Origin of the sequence: Chelatococcus reniformis, assembly GCF_014640075.1 — a bacterium.
In the GTDB taxonomy this organism is placed as follows: domain Bacteria; phylum Pseudomonadota; class Alphaproteobacteria; order Rhizobiales; family Beijerinckiaceae; genus Camelimonas; species Camelimonas reniformis.
Genome location: NZ_BMGG01000004.1, coordinates 195,048 through 213,119 on the forward strand (window position 1 = coordinate 195,048; position 18,072 = coordinate 213,119).

Consider the following 18,072-nt stretch of genomic DNA (forward strand, 5'->3'; position numbering starts at 1 on the left):
GGCGACCTGCCGGTCGAACAGGCCGGCGCCGATCTCGTTGTAGGACCCGGCGTTGGTGTAGACGAGGTCGGCGTCGACGAAGGGTCTCACATAGAACCCGCCCAGGTCCCAGGTGTAGGCGGCGCGCAGGCGGCCGCCCAAGCCGTAGAGGTTCTGCGTGCCGAAGGCGACGCCGCCGATGCCGGCGAAGCTGGCGATGCGGGTGCTGTCGAAGCTGCCGTAGTTGCCGGAGACGGCGGCGGCGAACAGCCAGTTGCCGATCTCGTACTTCAGGCTGAGGCCGGCCGAGCCGCTCTGGCCGTCGATCTTGACGCGGCTGCCGGTGGCATCGGCGATGCGGCTGTCCTCGTAGGCGGCCGCGAAGCCCAGGAACCAGTTGGGGGCGATCCGCTTCTGGCCGCCCAGGGCATAGGTGTAGACCGTGTCGTTGTAGCCGCCGGCGCCGTCGAAGCGGCCCTGGTTGAAGCGCTGGCCGCCGGCCTGGCCCCACAGGCACTCGCCCTCGCGCAGCGAGGCGGTGCCGGTCTGGAACACCGGGCAGCTCATGGCCCGGTCGAGGCGCTGCTGGGTCAGCGCCACGTTCTCGGCGGCAGGGGCGTTGATGGTCTCCGAGCGCAGTGCGCCGAGCACGCCGGTGTAGGCGCCGAGGTCGGCCGCGGCCAATGCCGCGAACACCGGTCCGAAGGCCCCGCCGCCGGCGTTCCAGATCTGCTGGAGGTGGCCGGCGACCTGGCCGTCGCCGCCCCCCAAGCCGAATTCGGGCCGGTTGAAGGTGGCATCGACCGCCAGCGTGTAGGAATTGCCCTCCCGGGCCACATTGAAGTCGAAGACGTTGCGGCTGATGCCGGTGAGGGTGCCGGAGGCGATGCCGCCGACGTCGAGGAAGGCCAGGCGGCGCGGCAGCAGGTTGCCGGTGCGCACGTCGACGCGGCCGTCGAGCTCGGCATTGCCGGCGACGCTCAGATGGTCGATGCGGCCGGCGCCGAAGTCGGCATCGAGGCGCAGCGTACCGTCGCGGCTCTGGGCGAAGTTGCCGGTGATGCGGGTTGTGCCGACGGTGTCGCGGCCGCCGATGACGACGGTGCCGGTGTTGACGACGTTGCCTTCCACCAGGCGGGCGTTCAGCGTGTTGTTGGAGTAGTTGTAGACGGTGCCGGCGGCGTTGCTGTCGGTGTTGTTGAGCAGCACGTCGCCGTCGATGGTGCCGTAGTTGTAGACGTCGAGCACGCTGCCGGCGGCGGTGGAGCGATCGCCCACGTAGCGGACGGCGGCGCCGCCGTTGCCGCTGACATAGCCCGACGACTGCACCGTGAGCGCGTTGTTGCGGCCGGCGGAGACGAGCACGCCGGCACCGCTGCCGTCGCTCGCGCCCTTCACCGTTCCGGCGACGTCGACCTGCACCTGGCCGTTGCCGCTGGGCCCTTGGCTCTGGGCAAAGATGCCGACGCCTCCGGACCCGAGCGCATAGACCGCGCCGCTCTGGTTCACTGTGACGTTGCCGCCCGTCCCGCTACCGCCGTTGCCGGTCGATCCGGCGAAGGCGCCGCCGGCGTCGCCGCCGAGGCCGCCGCCGCCGCCGACCGATTGGGCGAACACGCCGATCGCGTTGGTGCCGGACACCTGGATGGTGCCGTCGAAGCTGACGCCGACTGTGCCGCCGCCGCCGTGCGAGACACCGCCGGCTCCCGGCCGGTCGAAGGCCAGGGGACCGCTGGTATCGCCGCCCAGGCCGCCGCCGCCGCCGATCGACTGGGCGATGATGCCGTAGGCGCCGGCTCCCGTCGTGGTGATGTATGTTCCGGCGGTCGGGGCGACGTTGACGGTGCCGCCGTCCCCTCCCACTCCGCCGGCGCCGCCGAGGGCAAGTGACAGGATGTTGCCGCGGTCGCCGACCGTCGCCATGCCGCCGCCGCCGCCGATCGACTGCGCCACAATGGCGTGCGCACGCTTTCCGTCCGTCGCGAGATTGAAGCCGCTGGCAATCGAGACGTCGCCGCCGTCACCGCCGGCGCCGCCGCTGCCGCCGACCACCAGGTTCAGCGCGACGCCGAGCTGGTTGTCGATGTCGTTGCTGGCACTTTGGGAGCCGATGCCGCCGCCGCCGCCGATCGATTGCGCGACGAGACCCATCGCATCCGTGCCGTGGGTGTAGGCGTTGAGCCAGCCGGTTGCCGAGACTGTGCCGCCACGATTGCCGTCTCCCGAGGCGCCCCCTCCCGTGGCGCCGATGACGAGGCGCCCGCTGGCGCTCGTGGAGCCATCCCCGGCCATGCCGCCGCCGCCGCCGATCGATTGCAGCACCACGCCGTGCGCGAGCCGGCCCGCGGTCTCGATCCTGTTGTTGTTGTTGCTGTCGAAATTGGCGGTCACCGCGCCGCCCCGACCGCCGTCGCCGCCGGAACCGCCGACGACCTCGTTCAGCGACGCCGTGGTCTTGGCATCGCTGATCGTCGAGGTGCCGCCCAAGCCGCCGCCGCCGCCGATCGATTGCGCCAGCAGCCCGATGGCGTGATGGCCTTGGGTCGAAATGGTGCCGGCGTGGGTCACTTCGACCTCGCCGCCGTCGCCGCCCTGGCCACCGCTGCCGCCGATGCTGACCGTGAAGTCGTAATTTTGCCAGATGATGTCGAGCGCCGAAAGGATGTTGCTGCCGGCGATGGCATTGCCGACCACCGAGCCGCCGATGCCGCCGCCGCCGCCGATCGACTGGGCAACCACGCCGATCGAGCCGGCCCCGGTGGTGGCGAGTTGGCCCGCCGTCGTGACCTTCGTCGTGCCGCCCTTGCCGCCCTCGCCGCCGGTCAGCCCGACGGTCACCGTGTCCGAGATCGACACGGTGATCGTCTCCCCGAAGCCGACCTTCTCGGTGAAGCCGGCCGACATGCCCGTCGAGGTGCCGCCGCCGCCGCCAATCGACTGGGCCACGATGCCGTAGGAGGTGGCGCCGCTGGTCGCGATCTGCGTGTCCACCCCGGCCGTCACCGTGGTGTCGCCGCCGTCGCCGCCGCCGCCGCCGAACCCGCCGACACCGATCTTACCCGTCAGGGCCGAAAAGCCGAAGGAACCGGAGGCCTTCGCCTTGGCGACGCCGCCGTTGCCGCCGCCGCCGCCGATCGACTGGGCGAGGATGGCGTGGGCCTGGTTCCCCGTCGTGGTCACCGCCGCCTGGTCGTACAGGTTCACGTTCGCCTGGGCGCCGTTGCCGCCCTCGCCGCCATCACCGCCGACTGCGACCGACAGGTCGCCGCCGAAGACGCCGGCGCCGAGGCCGGAGGTCATGGCGTAAGTCCAGGCATTCTTGGCGTAGCCGCCGCCGCCGCCGATGGATTGAGCGACGATGCCGTGCGAGCCGTCGCCATAGGTTGAGACGGACGTGTTGCCGCGCAAGTTGACGTCGACGTTGTCGCCGTTGCCGCCGCCGCCGCCGCTACCGCCGACCGAGACGGTGGCCGTCAGCGAGACAGGCACATAGACGGGAATCGACTGGGCGATCGCCGCCGCCATGGCGCGCCCGCCGGTGCCTCCGCCGCCACCCACCGATTGTGCGAGGACACCGATCGAGTCGGAGATCTCTGCGGCGGGGTCGGAGGACTGGCCGGTGGTGATCGCGCTGTCGGTGAGATCGACGGTGACCGTATCGGCCGCACCGCCACCGCCGCCCTTGCCACCCAGGGCCACCCCGGATGAAAAGACGAGATTGGCATCGGCGGCGTAGGCCGAGCCGCCGACCCCGCCGCCGCCGCCGATCGATTGGGCGGCGATGCCGATGGAATCGGAATTCTGGGTGAGGATGGTCAGGTTCTTGAACCCGACCCGGACGTCGTTGCCGTCGCCGCCGCCACTGCTGTCGCCGCCGATCTGCAAACTCAGGAAATTGAGGACGCCGGCGCCGATGGCGTTGCCGCCGCTGCCGCCGCCGCCGCCGATCGACTGAGCCAGAATGCCGTAGGCGTGCTCGCCCGAGGTTGCGATGTAAGGCGTGCCGGTGCCGGCGCCGCTGGCGGGATCGATGTTGCCGACCCTGACGTCGTTGCCGTTGCCGGCGCTGCCGCCGCTGCCACCGACGCCGACGGCGGGAATGAGGACGCTGAAGTCGAGCGTGTTGCCGCCATCGCCACCGCCAGCGCCGATCGATTGGGCGGTCACGCCGTTCGCCCAGGCACCCGAGGTGACGACGCTGCCGGCGAGGCCGACATCGACGTTGCCGCCATTGCCGCCGGCGCCGCCGTCGCTGCCGACGGAGATGATGCCGAAGGTGCCGGCGCCGCTGCCGCCACCGCCGCCGATGGACTGGGCCAGGATGCCGGTGGCGGCGTCGCCGCCGGTCTGCATCGCGCCGCTGTGAACCACCGTGACGTCGCCGGCATCGCCGCCGCCGCCCGCCGAGCCGCCGATGGTCAGCTTGCCACCGCCGAGCGTGCCCGCATCGCCACCGCCACCGCTGATCGACTGGGCGACGATGCCGCGGGAGCCAAACCCTCGGGTCAGGATCGTGCCGAAGTTGCTGACGTCGACCGCCCCGCCGTTGCCGCCACTGCCGCCGTCGCCGCCCAGTTCGAGGATCACGCCGACGGGGATGTCGCCGGTGCCGCCGCTGCCCGCGACCGATTGGGCGAGAATGCCGTGGGACACGGCCCCGTAGGTCTGGATCAGCCCGCTGCTGCCGACACTGACGGCGCCGCCATCGCCGCCGTTGCCGCCGTTGCCGCCGCTGCCGCCCAGGATGGCCACGAAGTCGCCGCCGGTGCCGCCGCCGCCGCCGATCGAATGCAGGGCGATCGCCGACGAGAAGTTACCGTGCGTGGTGATCGTGGTGATCGTGGTGTCGCTGGTCGAGCCGAAGCTGACGCTGCCGCCGTTACCGCCGTAGCCACCGCCGCCGGTCTGGCCGACGAGGGCGGTGTTGTCGCCACCGTCGCCCCCGGACCCGCCGACACTCTGGCCGAGCACGCCATAGCCGGCGGCGCCATTCGTTGCGATGGAGGCGCTGTCGAGCATCGTGACCTGGACGGCACCGCCGTCTCCGCCGTTGCCGCCGGAGCTGTTGCGATCGCCATCCTCGCCATCGCCGCCGGCACCACCCTTGCTGCGTACGACGACCCCCGCCACGTTGTCGCCGACGGCGCTGACGACGCCGCTTCCCTGCAGCAGGATGCTGGTCAGGCCGGAGCCGCCACCGGAGGTGTCGCCGGCGTTGCCGCCGTTGCCGCCCTTGTTGCTGTTCGGGCCCTTGCCGCCGTCGCCGCCCTGGCTGATCGCCACGATGCCGCCGGAGAGGCCGGCGACCGGGCTCTGCGATTGCACCGTGATGTTGCCCGACGAGGTAACTTGCACCTGATAGCCGGCTTCGCCCTTGCCGCCGCCATCGCTGGGATCCTCGGAATCGGTGCCGTCCCCGCCCGAGCTCAGGGCATAGATGCCACGCACGCCGCCGGGCGTGCCGTCGCCGCCGTTCCAGTAGACCCCCACCGTGCCGGTGTTGCCGATGGTGATGTTGCCGCCGGTGCCGCCGGCGCCGTTGTCGTCGCCGCCCTCGTTGCCGCGCGACTGCGCCGCGATGCCGTAGGCGAAGCTGTTGCCGGCGAGGAAGCTGCCGGCACTACCCAGGTTCACATCGCCCGCATTGGTCAGCGAGATGTCCTTGGCGTCGCCGCTGTTGCCGCCCTTCTGGTTGCCCGTGATGGCATCGTTCTGGTCGCCGCCCTGGCCCGCCCGGGCTTCGGCGAAGATGCCGACGCCGCCGTCGGGCAGGCGCTGGGTGATGCTCACCGAGCCGTTGTTGACGACTTTGACGGCGAGGGCCGCATCACCGCTGGCGCCGTCGCCGATGTGGCCGCCATCGCCACCGCGTCCGCCATCGGCACCGTTGTCGTCGGGCTCCTTGCCGTCGCCGCCGTGACTGCGGACGTAGAGGCCGTAGATCGCGTCGCTCGACGTGCCGCCGATGGCGATGCTGCCATTGTTGGTGACCACCAGATTGCCGCCGTCGCCGCCGTCGGCGTCGCTCGACGAGCCGTCGTGGCCGGTGCTGGTGAGGTAGAGCCCCCACCATTGGCTGCTGGAGATGCTGAACGTGCCGTTGTTGGTGAGCGTGTAATCGGGGCCGCGGTCGCCCGAGCCGTCGCCCTCGCCCTGGAGCGGGGATGACGACGTATAGGTGCCTGAGCCGATGGTGCACGACGCGTGGGACGACGAGGGCGTCGAGCAGTTCGCGGACTGTGCGAAGGCGGGTGCCGCCGCCAGAAGCGCTGCCAGCGACGCGGACGACAGCAGGCCGGCGCGACCGGCGCCGATCTCCAGGCGCCGCGCCCTGCGGCTCGCAAGGACGTTCGTCATGTCGTGATGCCCCCATGCTACCAGGAACGCGAAGCCGCGCGCGACAGCCGCCCTGGTTCCCCACACCGGGCGGTAGCAACATGGTTTCGGGCAGGTCAACGCGAAGTCGATGAACCGGCAGCAGAGCTCGATGAAGCGGCGTATTTGCCGGCAAAATCTAATAGTGCAGCTCCTGGCGCCCGGTGTTCCTACCGGACGACAGCAAATTCCGCAGCTGTCCGAGCAACCTCGTCGCTGGGGCCACCGACAGCGGATCTCGGTCCGGATGGACGCATTCGATCAGCTCAACGCGGCTGCCGTTAGAGCATTTCCGCGTTTCTTAGAATCGCGAAAATGCACTATCTATTTGTTTTACCGCCTTTTCTTCACGCGCACCGGCGTCCGCTTCGCTCGAAGCGCTCTAGCGTGCGGCGAGCACCATGCCGCAACACTCGCCGAAGCCGATCGGTACGAAGCCGTCACGGCGCGCGTGAGCGCGCAGGATCACCTCGTCCCCATCCTCCAGGTAGCGGCGCTCCTCGCCGGTGACGAGGCGCATCGGTGCCCTGCCGCCCTGGGTCATCTCCAGCAGGCTCCCCAGCCCCGTCGGCTCCGGGGCCGAGATCGTGCCGGAGCCGAGGAAATCCCCGGGCCGGAGGTTGCAGCCGTTGCTGGTCTGGTGGGCCACCAGCTGCGCCGCCGTCCAATACATGTGGCGGGTGCTGCTCTGGCTCAGGCGGACCGGCGCGTGGCCGCTCTCGCGCAGCAGGGGCGTCGTCAGATAAACCTCGAGATCGAGGGCCAGCGCCCCGGTCTGCTGGTCATCCGCGTCGGCAAGGTAAGGCAGTGGCGCCGGATCGCTCGCGGGGCGCGGCGGTTGCGCTGTGCGGAACGGGGCGAGCGCCTCGGGCGTGATCACCCAGGGCGACAGTGTGCTGCCGAAGTTCTTGGCCAGGAAGGGCCCGAGCGGCTGGTATTCCCAGGCCTGGATGTCGCGCGCCGACCAGTCGTTGAGCAGGCAGAAGCCGGCGATGTGCTCGCCGGCCTCGGCAACGGGAATGGGCGAGCCCAGGGCATTGCCGGGGCCGATCCAGATGCCGAGCTCCAGCTCGAAGTCCAGGTTGCGGCAGGGGCCGAAGCTTGGTGCGGCCTCGTCCGGCGCCTTGCGCTGGCCGTGGGGCCGATGCAGTGCGGTCCCTGACGGCACCAGCGAGGAGGTGCGCCCGTGATAGCCGATCGGCACGTATTTGTAGTTCGGCAGCAGCGGGTTGTCCGGGCGGAACACCCTGCCGACGTTGGTGGCGTGATGGATGCCGACGTAAAAGTCGGTGTAGTCGCCGACGCGGGCTGGCAGATGCAGCGTGCAAGGGGCGGCCTCATGCAGCAGGGGCCGCAACTGGTCGGCGGCACCGCTGCCGTCGGTCAGGAGCTCGCTCAGGCGCGCCCGTAGCGCCCGCCGCGGCCCGGCGCCGAGGGCGAAGAGCCCGTTCAGGGCCGCGCCGGCGGCCGCCTGCGCGGCGCGCGCCGTCTCACCGGAGAGCAGCCCGGTGTCGGCCAGGGCCTCAAGGTCGAGGATACTGTCGCCGATGGCGACGCCGGCCCGCGGGCCGCTGTCGTCCGGGGGCGTGAAGATGCCGAGCGGCAGGTTCTGCACAGGGAAGTCCGGATGGCCGTCGGCCGACGCCACCCAGCTGCGGCGGCCCGGATCGTGGGTCTCGTCGATCTGAGCCATGGTCAGGGCCGGGTCGGATCGAAGGTCTTGCGCAGCTCCTGGCCGTAGCGGCCATAGCCCGTCTGCCGCTCGGCGGCGTTGGCCGCGAACGCCGTCACCCGCTGGGGAAAGCGCGTCTCGAACATGAAGGCCATCGTGCCCTCCAGCTTGTGCGGCTTGAGCTCGACGGAGCTCGCCTTCTCGAAGGCCTCCACGTCGGGCCCGTGCGGCAGCAGTGTGTTGTGCAGCGAGATGCCGCCCGGCACGAAGCCGTGGGGCTTGGCGTCGTATTGGCCGTAGACCAGCCCCATGAACTCGCTCATCACGTTCATGTGGTACCAGGGGGGCCGGAAGGTATTCTCCGCCACCAGCCAGCGGTCGCAGAAGACGACGAAGTCGACGTTGGCGGTGCCGGGCGTCTCCGACGGCGACGTCAGCACCGTGAAGATGGACGGGTCGGCGTGGTCGTAGAGGACCGGTCCGACCGGCGAATAGCGGCGCAGGTCGTATTTGTAGGGGTAATAGTTGCCGTGCCAGGCGACGACGTCGAGCGGCGAATGCGCGATGTCGGCAGCCCATAGCGCGCCGCTCCATTTCACGAACAGGCGCGAGGGGGCGTCCCGGTCCTCGTAGGCGGCGACGGGTGTCAGGAAATCGCGCTGGTTGGCCAGGCAGTTGGCGCCGATGGGGCCGCGCTCGGGCAAGGTGAAGGCGCCGCCGTAGTTCTCGCAGATGTAGCCGCGCGCCGGGCCGCGCTTGAGCTCGACGCGCAGTTTGACGCCGCGCGGGATGACGGCGATCTCGCCGGGCTCGATGTCGATGCGGCCGAACTCGGTAGCGAGCCGCAGCTCGCCCTCCTGCGGCACGAACAGCATCTCGCCGTCGGCATTGTAGAAATAGTCGTTCTCCATGGAGCGCGTCACCAGGTAGACGTGCGCGCCCATGCCGGCGTGGCTGCCGGCGTCGCCGGCGGTCGTAATGGTCCGCACGGCGTCGATGAAGCTTAGCGCCTCGTTGGGGATGGGGAAGGGATCCCAGCGCAGCGGCGCGATCGGGGTGTCCACCTCGGCCGCCGGCGCCGTGCGCCAGAGGCCCTTGTCGACCTTGCGGAACTCGCCCCAGTGGGCGACCGTCGGCCGGATCCGGTAGAGCCATGAGCGCTCGTTGGTGGTGCGCGGTGCCGTGAACGGCGAGCCCGACAGTTGCTCGGCATAGAGGCCGTAGGGGCAACGCTGCGGCGAGTTGCGGCCGATCGGCAGGGCGCCGGGCAGCGCCTCCGTCTCGAAGCCATTGCCGAAGCCCGACAGGTATTCGAGGTCATTGCCGCCGGCCGCCGAGCCGGCGGCGAAAGCGGGGCGCACGGTGACGTTCATGGGGGCCTCCAGCACTTACGATCGCGCCTCGGCGGGTTTGGCCGCCTTGGCCTCCTCGAGCGCCTGCCACATCTCGACGTCGCGCTCGGCCGTCCAGATGCGCGGGTGCTCGATGCCCTTGGCCTCGTCGACGGCGCGGCTCACGTCGAAGGGCATGCAATGGTCGAAGATGACCCAGTGCCCATACTTGGGCCGCATGGCCTCCATGGCCACGTCGTAGATCTGGTTGAGCGAAGCGCCCTTGGCCACCCCCGCCTTGGCGATGGCGAAGAGGTCAGAGGTGAAGGCGGCCGTGCCGGCGATCGCCTCGTCGACTTCGGCACGGCCGATCAGGCTGCGCCCGCGCCCGGGCACCAGCCGCTCGGCGCCGAGCGCCTTGACCGCGGCGAGCGTGGCCGGCCAGTCGGTGAAGTGGGCGTCGCCGCAATAGGGCGTGGCGCCGAACTCGACGGTGTCGCCGGCGAACAGCACCTTTTCCTTGGGCAGCCACACCACGGTGTCGCCCGCCGTATGGCTGCGGCCGATGTGGATGATCTGGACTTCGCGGTCGCCCAGCCAGAGGGTCATACGCTTGTGGAAGACGAGGGTGGGCCAGGTGAGGCCGGGGATGCTCTCCTTGCCGCGGAACAGGCGCGGGAAGCGGCCAATCTCGCTGTCCATGTCCTGCTGGCCGCGCTCGACGATGAGGTCGCGGGTGGCGTCGGAGGCGATGATCGTGGCGTCCCCGTAGGCCGAGGCGCCGAGGACGCGCACCGCGTGGTAGTGGCTCAGCACCACGTGCCGCACCGGCTTGTCGGTGACGGCACCGATGCGCGCCAGCACGTCCTGGGCCATGGCGGGCGTGGCCTGGGCATCGACCACCAGCACGCTGTCGTCGCCGATGACGACGCCGGAATTGGGGTCACCCTCTGCCGTATAGCCGTAGAGGCCGGGCCCGAGCTCTTCGAACGAGACCTGCTTGTCGGCAAGGTCGGCGGTGCTGGCGAAACCTGACATGGTCGGTCCTTTCAGGGCAGCCGGAGCCGGATCTACTCCGCGTCCGGCTGCCGGTCCGGCGCGGCGGCGGCGAAGGGGGCAAGCGCGTTGCAGGCGGTCTCGGCCGCCAGCAGGCGCGCAAGGTGCGACAGCTCGCAGCCGAAGCGGCGGGCGTTGTACAGCTGCGGCACCAGGCAGAGGTCCGCCAGCGTCGGCGCCGCGCCGAAGCAGAACGGCCCCGGGGCGCCGGCGAGCAGCGCCTGGCAGGCGTCGAGCCCCTCGCCGATGACCCAGCTCGCCCAGCCGGTGACCTCCGCATCGGCGACGTCGAGCGCGCGCAGGCGCTCCTGCACCTTGAGGTTCTGCACGGGATGGATGTCGCAGGCGATGGCGTGCGCGAAGGCGCGGATGCGGGCGCGCTGCCAGGCGTCGCCCGGCAGCAATGGCGGATCGGGATGGGTTTCCTCGAGCCACTCGCAGATGGCCAGCGACTGGGTGAGCACGGCGCCGTCGCCGAGCTCGAGCGCCGGCACCAGGCATTGCGGATTGAGCCGTGCATAGGCCGGCGCCCGCTGGCCACCGTGGCGCAGGTGATGGAAGGCGTGTCCGGTCGCGACCCCCTTCAGGTTGAGCGCGATCCGCACGCGCCAGGCCGCCGTCGAGCGATAGTAGCCGTGCAGGATCATGGCCGTCTCCGCTCCCTTCGCATCAGGCGACGGCGTGCATGGCGCGGTCCTCGCCACTCGGGACGAGGCCGCGCCGTGCCAGCGCCATGGCTTCGTCGAGCACGGTCCGGTCGCCGACGTGGTTGGCGAGCAGCAGGACGAGCTTGGCGTTCACCAGCCGGCTCTGTTCGGCCGTCAGGTCGCGATGGAGGCCGATCAGCGCTTCGTAGAAGCCGTCGGGATCGGCAATGTTGAGCTCGGTGGTCAGCATGGCCTCTTCACCCCTGTCCGGTGGCGCGCGCCAGCGCCGCCTGTACGGCTTCGCCATGGAACTGCCGCCAGCGCGCACAGACGTGCTGATCGGGCCGCAGCAGATAGAACGTCCCGGGCCGGGCGTCGTAGCGGTCGGCCGCGAGACCGGCGGCATCCTCCAGCACGGTCATGCCGTCCAGCGCCGGCACCTGGGCGCCGGCCGGCGTCAACACCAGGATGGCGAGCGGCAGCGCGCCGCCGGCCGCGGCCCGGAGCGCCCGCAGCGTCTCGGCCGGCGGCGCATCGGGGCTGAAGTAGAGCCCGGTGAAGCCGCTGCCGGTCTCACGCAGCAGCCAAGCGTCCCGCCCTGCCGTGCGCACCGGCGCGTCCGCGGCCGGGGCGCCGGGCTCCATCGCCCCGCTGAACGGGCCCGTGTCAGCGCTGCTGAGCGGCGAGCCGCGATAGGTGCTGGGTGTCGATAGCCTGCCGCTGTTCACCAGCCGCCGTGCGAAGCCGCAGTCCCGGGCGAGCTCCAGCGTGGCGTCGCGGAACGCGAGGCTCGCCTCGTTCTTCGGGGTGATGAAATCGGTGCTGCGGGTCGAATTGAGGATGTTCTCGTCCGCGGCGGCGATGCGCTCGCCGTCGTAACTGTCGAGCAGTGTCTCCGGCGCCAGGCCGCGCAGCACGAGGGCGAGCTTCCAGGCCAGGTTATCGGCGTCCTGTATGCCGCCGTTGGCGCCGCGGGCGCCGAAGGGCGACACGCCGTGGGCGCTGTCGCCGGCGAACAGCACGCGGCCGTGCCGGAAGCGGTCCATGCGCAGGCACGAGAAGGTGTAGACGCTCACCCAGTCCAGCTCGAACGCGGCGTCGGGGCCCAAGAGTGCCTGCACCCGCGCAATCACCCGCTCCGGGTCGCGCTCGATCTCGGGGTCGGCGTCCCACCCGAGCTGGAAGTCGATGCGCCAGATGTCGTCGGGCTGCCGGTGCAGCAGCACCGACTGGCCGCGGTGGAAGGGCGGATCGAACCAGAACCAGCGCTCGGTCGGCAGGTCGGCCGTCATGCGCACGTCGGCGATGAGGAAACGGTCGCGGAAGGTCTGGCCGGAGCTCTTCTGGCCGATATGGCCGCGGATGGCGCTGCGCGCGCCGTCGGCGGCGATGAGCCAGTCGCAGCGCAGGCGATAATCGCCCTCCGGCGTGGCGATCTCGAGCGTGACGCCATCATCGTCCTGGCAGACGCCCGTCACCCTGTTCTTCCAGCGGATCTCCAGGTTGGCGAACTCGGCCGCGCGCTCCAGCAGGTAGCCTTCCACGACATACTGCTGCAGATTGATGAAGGCCGGCCGCTGGTGACCGGCGTCCGGCTGGAGGTTGAAGCTGTAGACGGGCTCGTCGCGGAAGAAGACCTTGCCGAGATTCCAGGTGACGCCCTTGTCGACCATCCGCTGGCCGCAGCCGAGCCGGTCGAAGATCTCCAGCGTGCGCTTGGCGAAGCAGATGGCGCGCGAGCCGGTCGACAAGCGGTCGTCCTCGTCGAGGAGCAGGACCGGGATGCCTTGCCGGGCCAGATCGATGGCTGCGGTGAGGCCCACCGGCCCGCCGCCGACAACGACCACCGGATGGCGGGCGGGCCGCGGCGCGTCCTGGTCGGGCGAGCGAGCGTAAGCGAATGTCAGGTTGCGGTAGTCGGGCGCGGACACTGCGCTCCTCATGGTGCGTTTCCCCGGCCGCGGCACGGATCCGGCCGTTGTCCGCGGCCGGCCTCAATTCGCGCTTGCTACATAATGCGTAATATAGTCTTCTATGCGTAAGATTGATCCGGGAGAGTAAGCGATGTCAAGTGCGGTCGCGGACGTCGTGCCGGTGCGGAATGCGGCCGGGCCGGCGGCCAAGGGCGGCGTCAACTCCGTGGAGGTCGCCGGCGATCTGCTGCGGGCGTTGTCGGAGACGACCGGGCCGGCGCGGCTCGCCGATCTGGCGCGCGCCGCCGGCCTGCCGTCGGCCAAGGCGCACCGCTATCTCGTCAGCCTCGTCCGCGCCGGCCTGGTCGAGCAGGATCCGGCCACCAGCCGCTACGATTTCGGGCCGCTGGCCTTGCGGGCCGGCGTCGTTGCGCTCGGCCGCTCGGACGTGCTCAAGCGCGCCGAGCGCACGCTCAACGCCATCGTCGAAGCGACGGGCGAGACCGCGGCGGCCGCGGTCTGGGGCAGCCACGGGCCCACCCTGGTGCGGCTGGTGGAAGCTCGCCACGAGCTCGCCAGCACGGTGCCGCTCGGACACGTCTGTGCGCTCACCTTCTCGGCCGCCGGGCTCGTTTATTGCGCCTTCGGCGAGGCCGAACGGCTGGCGCCACTGATCGGCCGCGAGCTGGCGCAGAGCCGGTCCGTCGGCCGTCGCGGTGCGCCGACGAGCCGGACGGAACTCGAGCGCCTGACCGATGCCATTCGCGCCCAGGGCTTCGCCACCGTCGCCGCCGAAGGCGACGGCGGGTTGGCGGCGGTCTCGGCCCCGGTGTTCGACGCCGCCGGCCGGATGCGCCTGGCGCTCACCGTGTTCGCGCGCGTCGGTCGCCTCGACGTCTCACCGCAAGGACCGGTCGCCGCGCTGATGACCGGGGCGGTGCGATCCCTCGGGGCCGACCTGCACGGGCGGTGAAGCGTCCCCGGCAGTCACAAGCTTTCATTGTTGGCAGATCATGGTAGCCACGCGGCAGCGTGTGCTGCGCGCGTCGGCTGCGGCATGTGAGGTATGCCGCCCGTCGCACGTGGCAGGCGAAGGGATCAGGCTCGCGGATGCAGAAGCGGCAGGTTGCAGCGCTACCTTACCATAGGAAGAGGGGCGTCAAGATCCTCCTGATCACGTCCAAGGAGACGCGACGGGCGATCATTCCCAAGGGCTGGCCGAAGAAGAAAAAGAAGGAGCACGCCGCCGCCGCCAAACGGGCGCGCCGCGAGGCCGGCCTCAAGGGCAAAGTCGGCAAGCAGCCCATCGGGGTCTACAGCTACTGGAAGCGCGGAAAGGGCCATTACGAGCTGTGTGAGGTCGCCGTCTACCCCCTTGCCGTCACCAGGCTCCGCAAGCGCTGGCGCGACATGAAGGATCGCCGCATGCGCTGGTTTCCGCCCGACGATGCGGCCCTTCTGATCGACGAGCCGGACCTGAGCACTTTGATCCGTCAGTTCGCCAAGGAGTTTGCCGGGAAGCGGGGCAAGCCCAAGTCGTCGAAGCCATCCCCAGCGCGCGGTCGAAGTAACGGATCTCGCTCTGAGCGGATCGGGGTCGTCCACCACGGAACGACCAAGGAGCCCAGCGGTCCACCCACCGCTTGAGTCTTCGGCGGCTCTCGCCTTTTCGTCGCACGGGCGCCGCCGCCTGTGGTCGACGCTGCCGCAGCCATGAATGCAGGACCAAGATCGCATCGCGGCAACGTGGGCTTGACGCTTTCTGCCGGATCCTAGACATGTCGCGACATCGGGCTCGCGCCCCCAGAGTCAAGACGAAGACCATCATGAACGCGCCGGAGCGACCTATTTCGCGGCCATTCCGAGCAGGGCTTGGTCGGCGCCTGCCGCCGGGGCACATTCGCGTCGGGGTGGCGATCAAGGTTCCGGACGTGTTGGCTTCGTTCGGAGTCGATCTTGGCCCTCTGCTGGCGGCGGAAGGCGTTGCCGAGGACGTCTTCTCGGATCCGGACCATGCGCTGCCATTCGTGACCTTCTGCGGACTCATTTCGCGCTGCGCGGCCGCCGTCGCGCGGGACGACTTCGGCCTCCTCGTCTGCGAAGCCGCCTCCGCCTCCAATCTCGGTCTCGTCGGCTTTCTGCTCCAGCAGGCTCCGGACGTGCGGACGGCTTTGACCGATCTCGTGGGCTACCTCCACCATCATGACCGCGGGGCAGCGCCGTTCCTCGTGGTCGAGCACGGCACCGCATGTCTCGGATATGCCATCCACGAGCCTCATCTGCCGGCGACGGCGCAGATCCATGACGGCGCCCTTGCGACGGCGCTCAACATCATGCGGGCACTGTGCGGGGCGCAGTGGACGCTGCTGGAAGTCACCTTGACGCGGCCGCGCCCGGCGTCACCGGCTCGATACGAGCGGTTTTTCGACGCTCCGGTCACCTTCGGCTCCGATCGCGACGCCCTCTATTTTCCCGAGAGCTGCCTCGCCACGCCGATCCCCCGGGCCGACCCGGCGCTGCGACGAATGCTGGAGGAGCAGGTCGAGCTTCTGGAGCGCGAAGAAGTCGACAATGTTTCGGAGCAAACGCGGCGGTTGCTGCGCGCGGCGCTGCTGACGAGCCTGGGCTCGCTCGATGAGATCTGCCGGATGCTCGGCATGAGCCGCCGGACATTCGCGCGCCGGCTGACGGCCGAGGGCACCACCTTCAAGCGTATCGCCGATGAGGTCCGGTTCGATCTGGCCCGTCATCTCCTCGGGAGCACGGCGATGAGCGCGACCGAGATCGGGGCGATCGTCAGATTTTCGGAGGCCAGCGCCTTCAGCCGGGCCTTCAAGGGCTGGTCCGGAATGACGCCGCGCGAGTGGCGGCTCCGCTACGCGCGCTCCTCCGGCGGGATGGCTGCCGGCTGACGTTCGGCCGTCGGCGCCACGAGACGCAAACGAAAATTCCCCGGACGGTTCCGCTCGCGGGCCCGCTCCGTCAAGCTTCCGGCAAAATCCGTCAAACGCGGCGGCTCGGACTGTCGCATTGGCGGCCAGTGTGCTCGCCAAGTGGAGGATGTTCGAGAATGAGCCGATCGCTGCTGTCCGCTGCCCTGTTCCTCGCGACCGTATCGGTGGCCGCCGCGCAGGCGCCAGTCCCTCTCGCGTCCTATGCCGACGCCAACGGGTTCCTCGACGTGCAGACACTGACGTGCGCCCAACTCGCCGATACCTATCAGGAGGATGCCGATGCCCTGACCACCTGGTACAGTGGTTGGTACAACGGCCTGGCGCACAAGCACTATGCCGATATCCGCAAGGGCAAGCTGATCGAGCACGAGGTCATCGTTTACTGCAAGGCAAACCGAGACAAAAAGATCATCGAGGCCATCGCCCACGTCTTCAAGGATGAGCGCGCCAAGCTCGGCATCGAGATGAGATAGCAAGCGCCTGACTTGAGCCGCGCCACCGGCCGAAGCGCGGCTCTGCCGCGAGCGCGGCGGCGGTCGACCCGCGTGCTCCGCCGCGCGTCGTGCAAGTACACCTGCGATTTTCACGATTACTTCAGCCTGGGCTTGAGGGTAATGTCGCCCGCCCGCGTTCGGGCAGAGCGCTTCAGGAGGGAACGATGAACATCACGCGTCGTATGGCCATGCTCGGCAGCCTCGGAGTTCTGGCTGGCGGCATCGGCGGGGCCGCCCGGGCCGATTGGGGCGCCGACCTGGCGGACCTGGGCGAAGGGCTCGATGATTTCTGGCTGGCCACGGACGCTTATATCTTCGGCTACCCGCTGGTCACCATGGAGATGACCCGGCGTGTCATGACCAATGTGGCTGCGCCGGAGGGCACGCGGGCCCCCATGGGGCAGTTGGTCAAGATGCGGCACTATCCGGATGCCTCGTTTCGGGACGTGACGGCGCCGAATGCCGACACGCTCTATACGACGACGTGGTTCGACGTCAGCAAGGAGCCGTGGGTGGTGAGCGTGCCCGACATGAAGGGACGCTACTTCCTGCTGCCGATGCTTGACGGCTGGACGACCGTCTTCGACGTGCCGGGCTCGCGCACCACCGGTACCGGCGCCCAGACCTTCGCCGTCACCGGGCCCGGCTGGTCCGGCACGCTTCCCGCCGGCGTGCGGCAGTATAAGTCGCCGACCAGTATCGTATGGCTCCTCGGCCGCATCTATTGCACCGGGACGCCGGAGGACTACGCGGCGGTTCATGCCCTCCAGGATCAGTTCAAGGTGACGCCGCTGAGCGCGTACGGCAAGGACTACACGCCTTCGCCGGGCAAGGTCGATGCCTCGATCGACATGAAGACGGCCGTTCGCGAACAGGTCAACCGCATGGATGCGGTGGAGTACTTCACGCTGCTTGCGCAGCTCATGAAGGACAATCCCCCGTCATGGTCGGACGCCGCGGCCGTTGGGCGCTTCGCCAAAATCGGCCTCGTCCCGGGCCAAGACTTCGACAAGTCCAAGCTCAAGGCCGACTTTGTGCGACGCGTTCCCTCGATCGCCTTCGATCGCATCATGCTCCAGTTCAAGGTGAACGACGCCGTTCAGCACATCAACGGCTGGAACTTCACGACTAAGACGGGCCTCTACGGCACCGACTATCTCATGCGAGCCTTGATTACGGCGATCGGCCTCGGCGCCAACCGGCCGCAGGATGCGGTCTATCCGACGTCGCTCAAGGCGGCCACTGGTGAGGACTACGACGGGTCCAGCAAATACGTCATGCACTTCGCCAAGGGCCAGTTGCCGCCCGTGGAGGGTTTCTGGTCGCTGACCATGTATGACAGCAAGTATTTCTTCGTCGCCAACCCGATCAACCGCTACTCGGTCAGCCCCCGCCAGGACTTGAAGCCGAATGCGGACGGCTCGGTGGACCTCTACATCCAGAAGGACTCGCCCGGCCCCGACAAGGAGTCGAACTGGTTGCCGGCACCTGCAGGCAAATTCCTGCTGATGTTGCGCATGTACTGGCCGGAGGAGACCGCCCCCTCGATCATCGACGGCTCGTGGACAATACCGCCGGTCAAGAAGGTCAGCTGACCGACGGAGCCGGTGATCGACTGAGAGAGGGGCTCCAGGCGAGCCCCTTTCGCTGC

General features: G+C 69.5%; 12 protein-coding genes. 5 read left to right on the top strand and 7 right to left on the bottom strand.

All coding sequences use genetic code 11. The annotated features are described in order from the left end of the window. The 7 genes from IEW34_RS12050 to IEW34_RS12080 form a co-directional block, all read right to left on the bottom strand. Window positions 1-6,336 (bottom strand): autotransporter outer membrane beta-barrel domain-containing protein (locus IEW34_RS12050; protein ID WP_188609433.1); only part of this gene is annotated, 6,336 nt, incomplete at its 3' end. Window positions 6,337-6,736: 400 nt separating this feature from the next. Beyond that, window positions 6,737-8,047: a fumarylacetoacetase gene (fahA, locus tag IEW34_RS12055; protein ID WP_188609434.1), complete on the bottom strand. Its 1,311-nt coding sequence runs from the start codon at window positions 8,045-8,047 to the stop codon at window positions 6,737-6,739. Window positions 8,048-8,049: 2 nt separating this feature from the next. Further along, entirely contained in the window at window positions 8,050-9,399 is a 1,350-nt protein-coding gene (gene hmgA, locus IEW34_RS12060) for a homogentisate 1,2-dioxygenase (RefSeq protein WP_188609435.1), read from the bottom strand. Between the two features lie 15 nt (window positions 9,400-9,414). Next, the gene (locus IEW34_RS12065; RefSeq protein WP_188609436.1) at window positions 9,415-10,395 is read right to left on the bottom strand and encodes an MBL fold metallo-hydrolase; all 981 of its coding nucleotides are present in this window, start codon (window positions 10,393-10,395) and stop codon (window positions 9,415-9,417) included. Window positions 10,396-10,427: 32 nt separating this feature from the next. Next, entirely contained in the window at window positions 10,428-11,060 is a 633-nt protein-coding gene (maiA, locus tag IEW34_RS12070) for a maleylacetoacetate isomerase (RefSeq protein WP_188609437.1), read from the bottom strand. Window positions 11,061-11,082: 22 nt separating this feature from the next. Beyond that, a complete protein-coding gene (locus IEW34_RS12075; protein WP_188609438.1) occupies window positions 11,083-11,310 on the bottom strand; it encodes a DUF2783 domain-containing protein in 228 nt (75 codons plus the stop codon). A gap of 7 nt (window positions 11,311-11,317) precedes the next feature. Then, on the bottom strand, window positions 11,318-13,003 hold the full coding sequence (locus IEW34_RS12080; protein ID WP_188609439.1) for an FAD-dependent oxidoreductase: 1,686 nt from the start codon (window positions 13,001-13,003) through the stop codon (window positions 11,318-11,320). Between the two features lie 121 nt (window positions 13,004-13,124). Here IEW34_RS12080 and IEW34_RS12085 point away from each other — a divergent pair, with 121 nt between their 5' ends. The 5 genes from IEW34_RS12085 (at window position 13,125) to IEW34_RS12105 (ending at window position 18,016) form a co-directional block, all read left to right on the top strand. Beyond that, complete coding sequence (locus tag IEW34_RS12085; RefSeq protein ID WP_188609440.1) at window positions 13,125-13,946, top strand: IclR family transcriptional regulator; 822 nt, start codon at window positions 13,125-13,127, stop codon at window positions 13,944-13,946. A gap of 137 nt (window positions 13,947-14,083) precedes the next feature. Beyond that, window positions 14,084-14,620: an NUDIX hydrolase gene (locus IEW34_RS12090; RefSeq protein WP_188609441.1), complete on the top strand. Its 537-nt coding sequence runs from the start codon at window positions 14,084-14,086 to the stop codon at window positions 14,618-14,620. A 287-nt stretch (window positions 14,621-14,907) separates the two neighbouring features. Further along, complete coding sequence (locus IEW34_RS12095; RefSeq protein ID WP_188609442.1) at window positions 14,908-15,885, top strand: AraC family transcriptional regulator; 978 nt, start codon at window positions 14,908-14,910, stop codon at window positions 15,883-15,885. A gap of 158 nt (window positions 15,886-16,043) precedes the next feature. After that, the gene (locus IEW34_RS12100; protein WP_188609443.1) at window positions 16,044-16,400 is read left to right on the top strand and encodes an HdeA/HdeB family chaperone; all 357 of its coding nucleotides are present in this window, start codon (window positions 16,044-16,046) and stop codon (window positions 16,398-16,400) included. A 185-nt stretch (window positions 16,401-16,585) separates the two neighbouring features. Next, on the top strand, window positions 16,586-18,016 hold the full coding sequence (locus IEW34_RS12105; RefSeq protein WP_188609444.1) for a DUF1254 domain-containing protein: 1,431 nt from the start codon (window positions 16,586-16,588) through the stop codon (window positions 18,014-18,016). The last annotated feature ends 56 nt before the right edge of the window (window positions 18,017-18,072 follow it).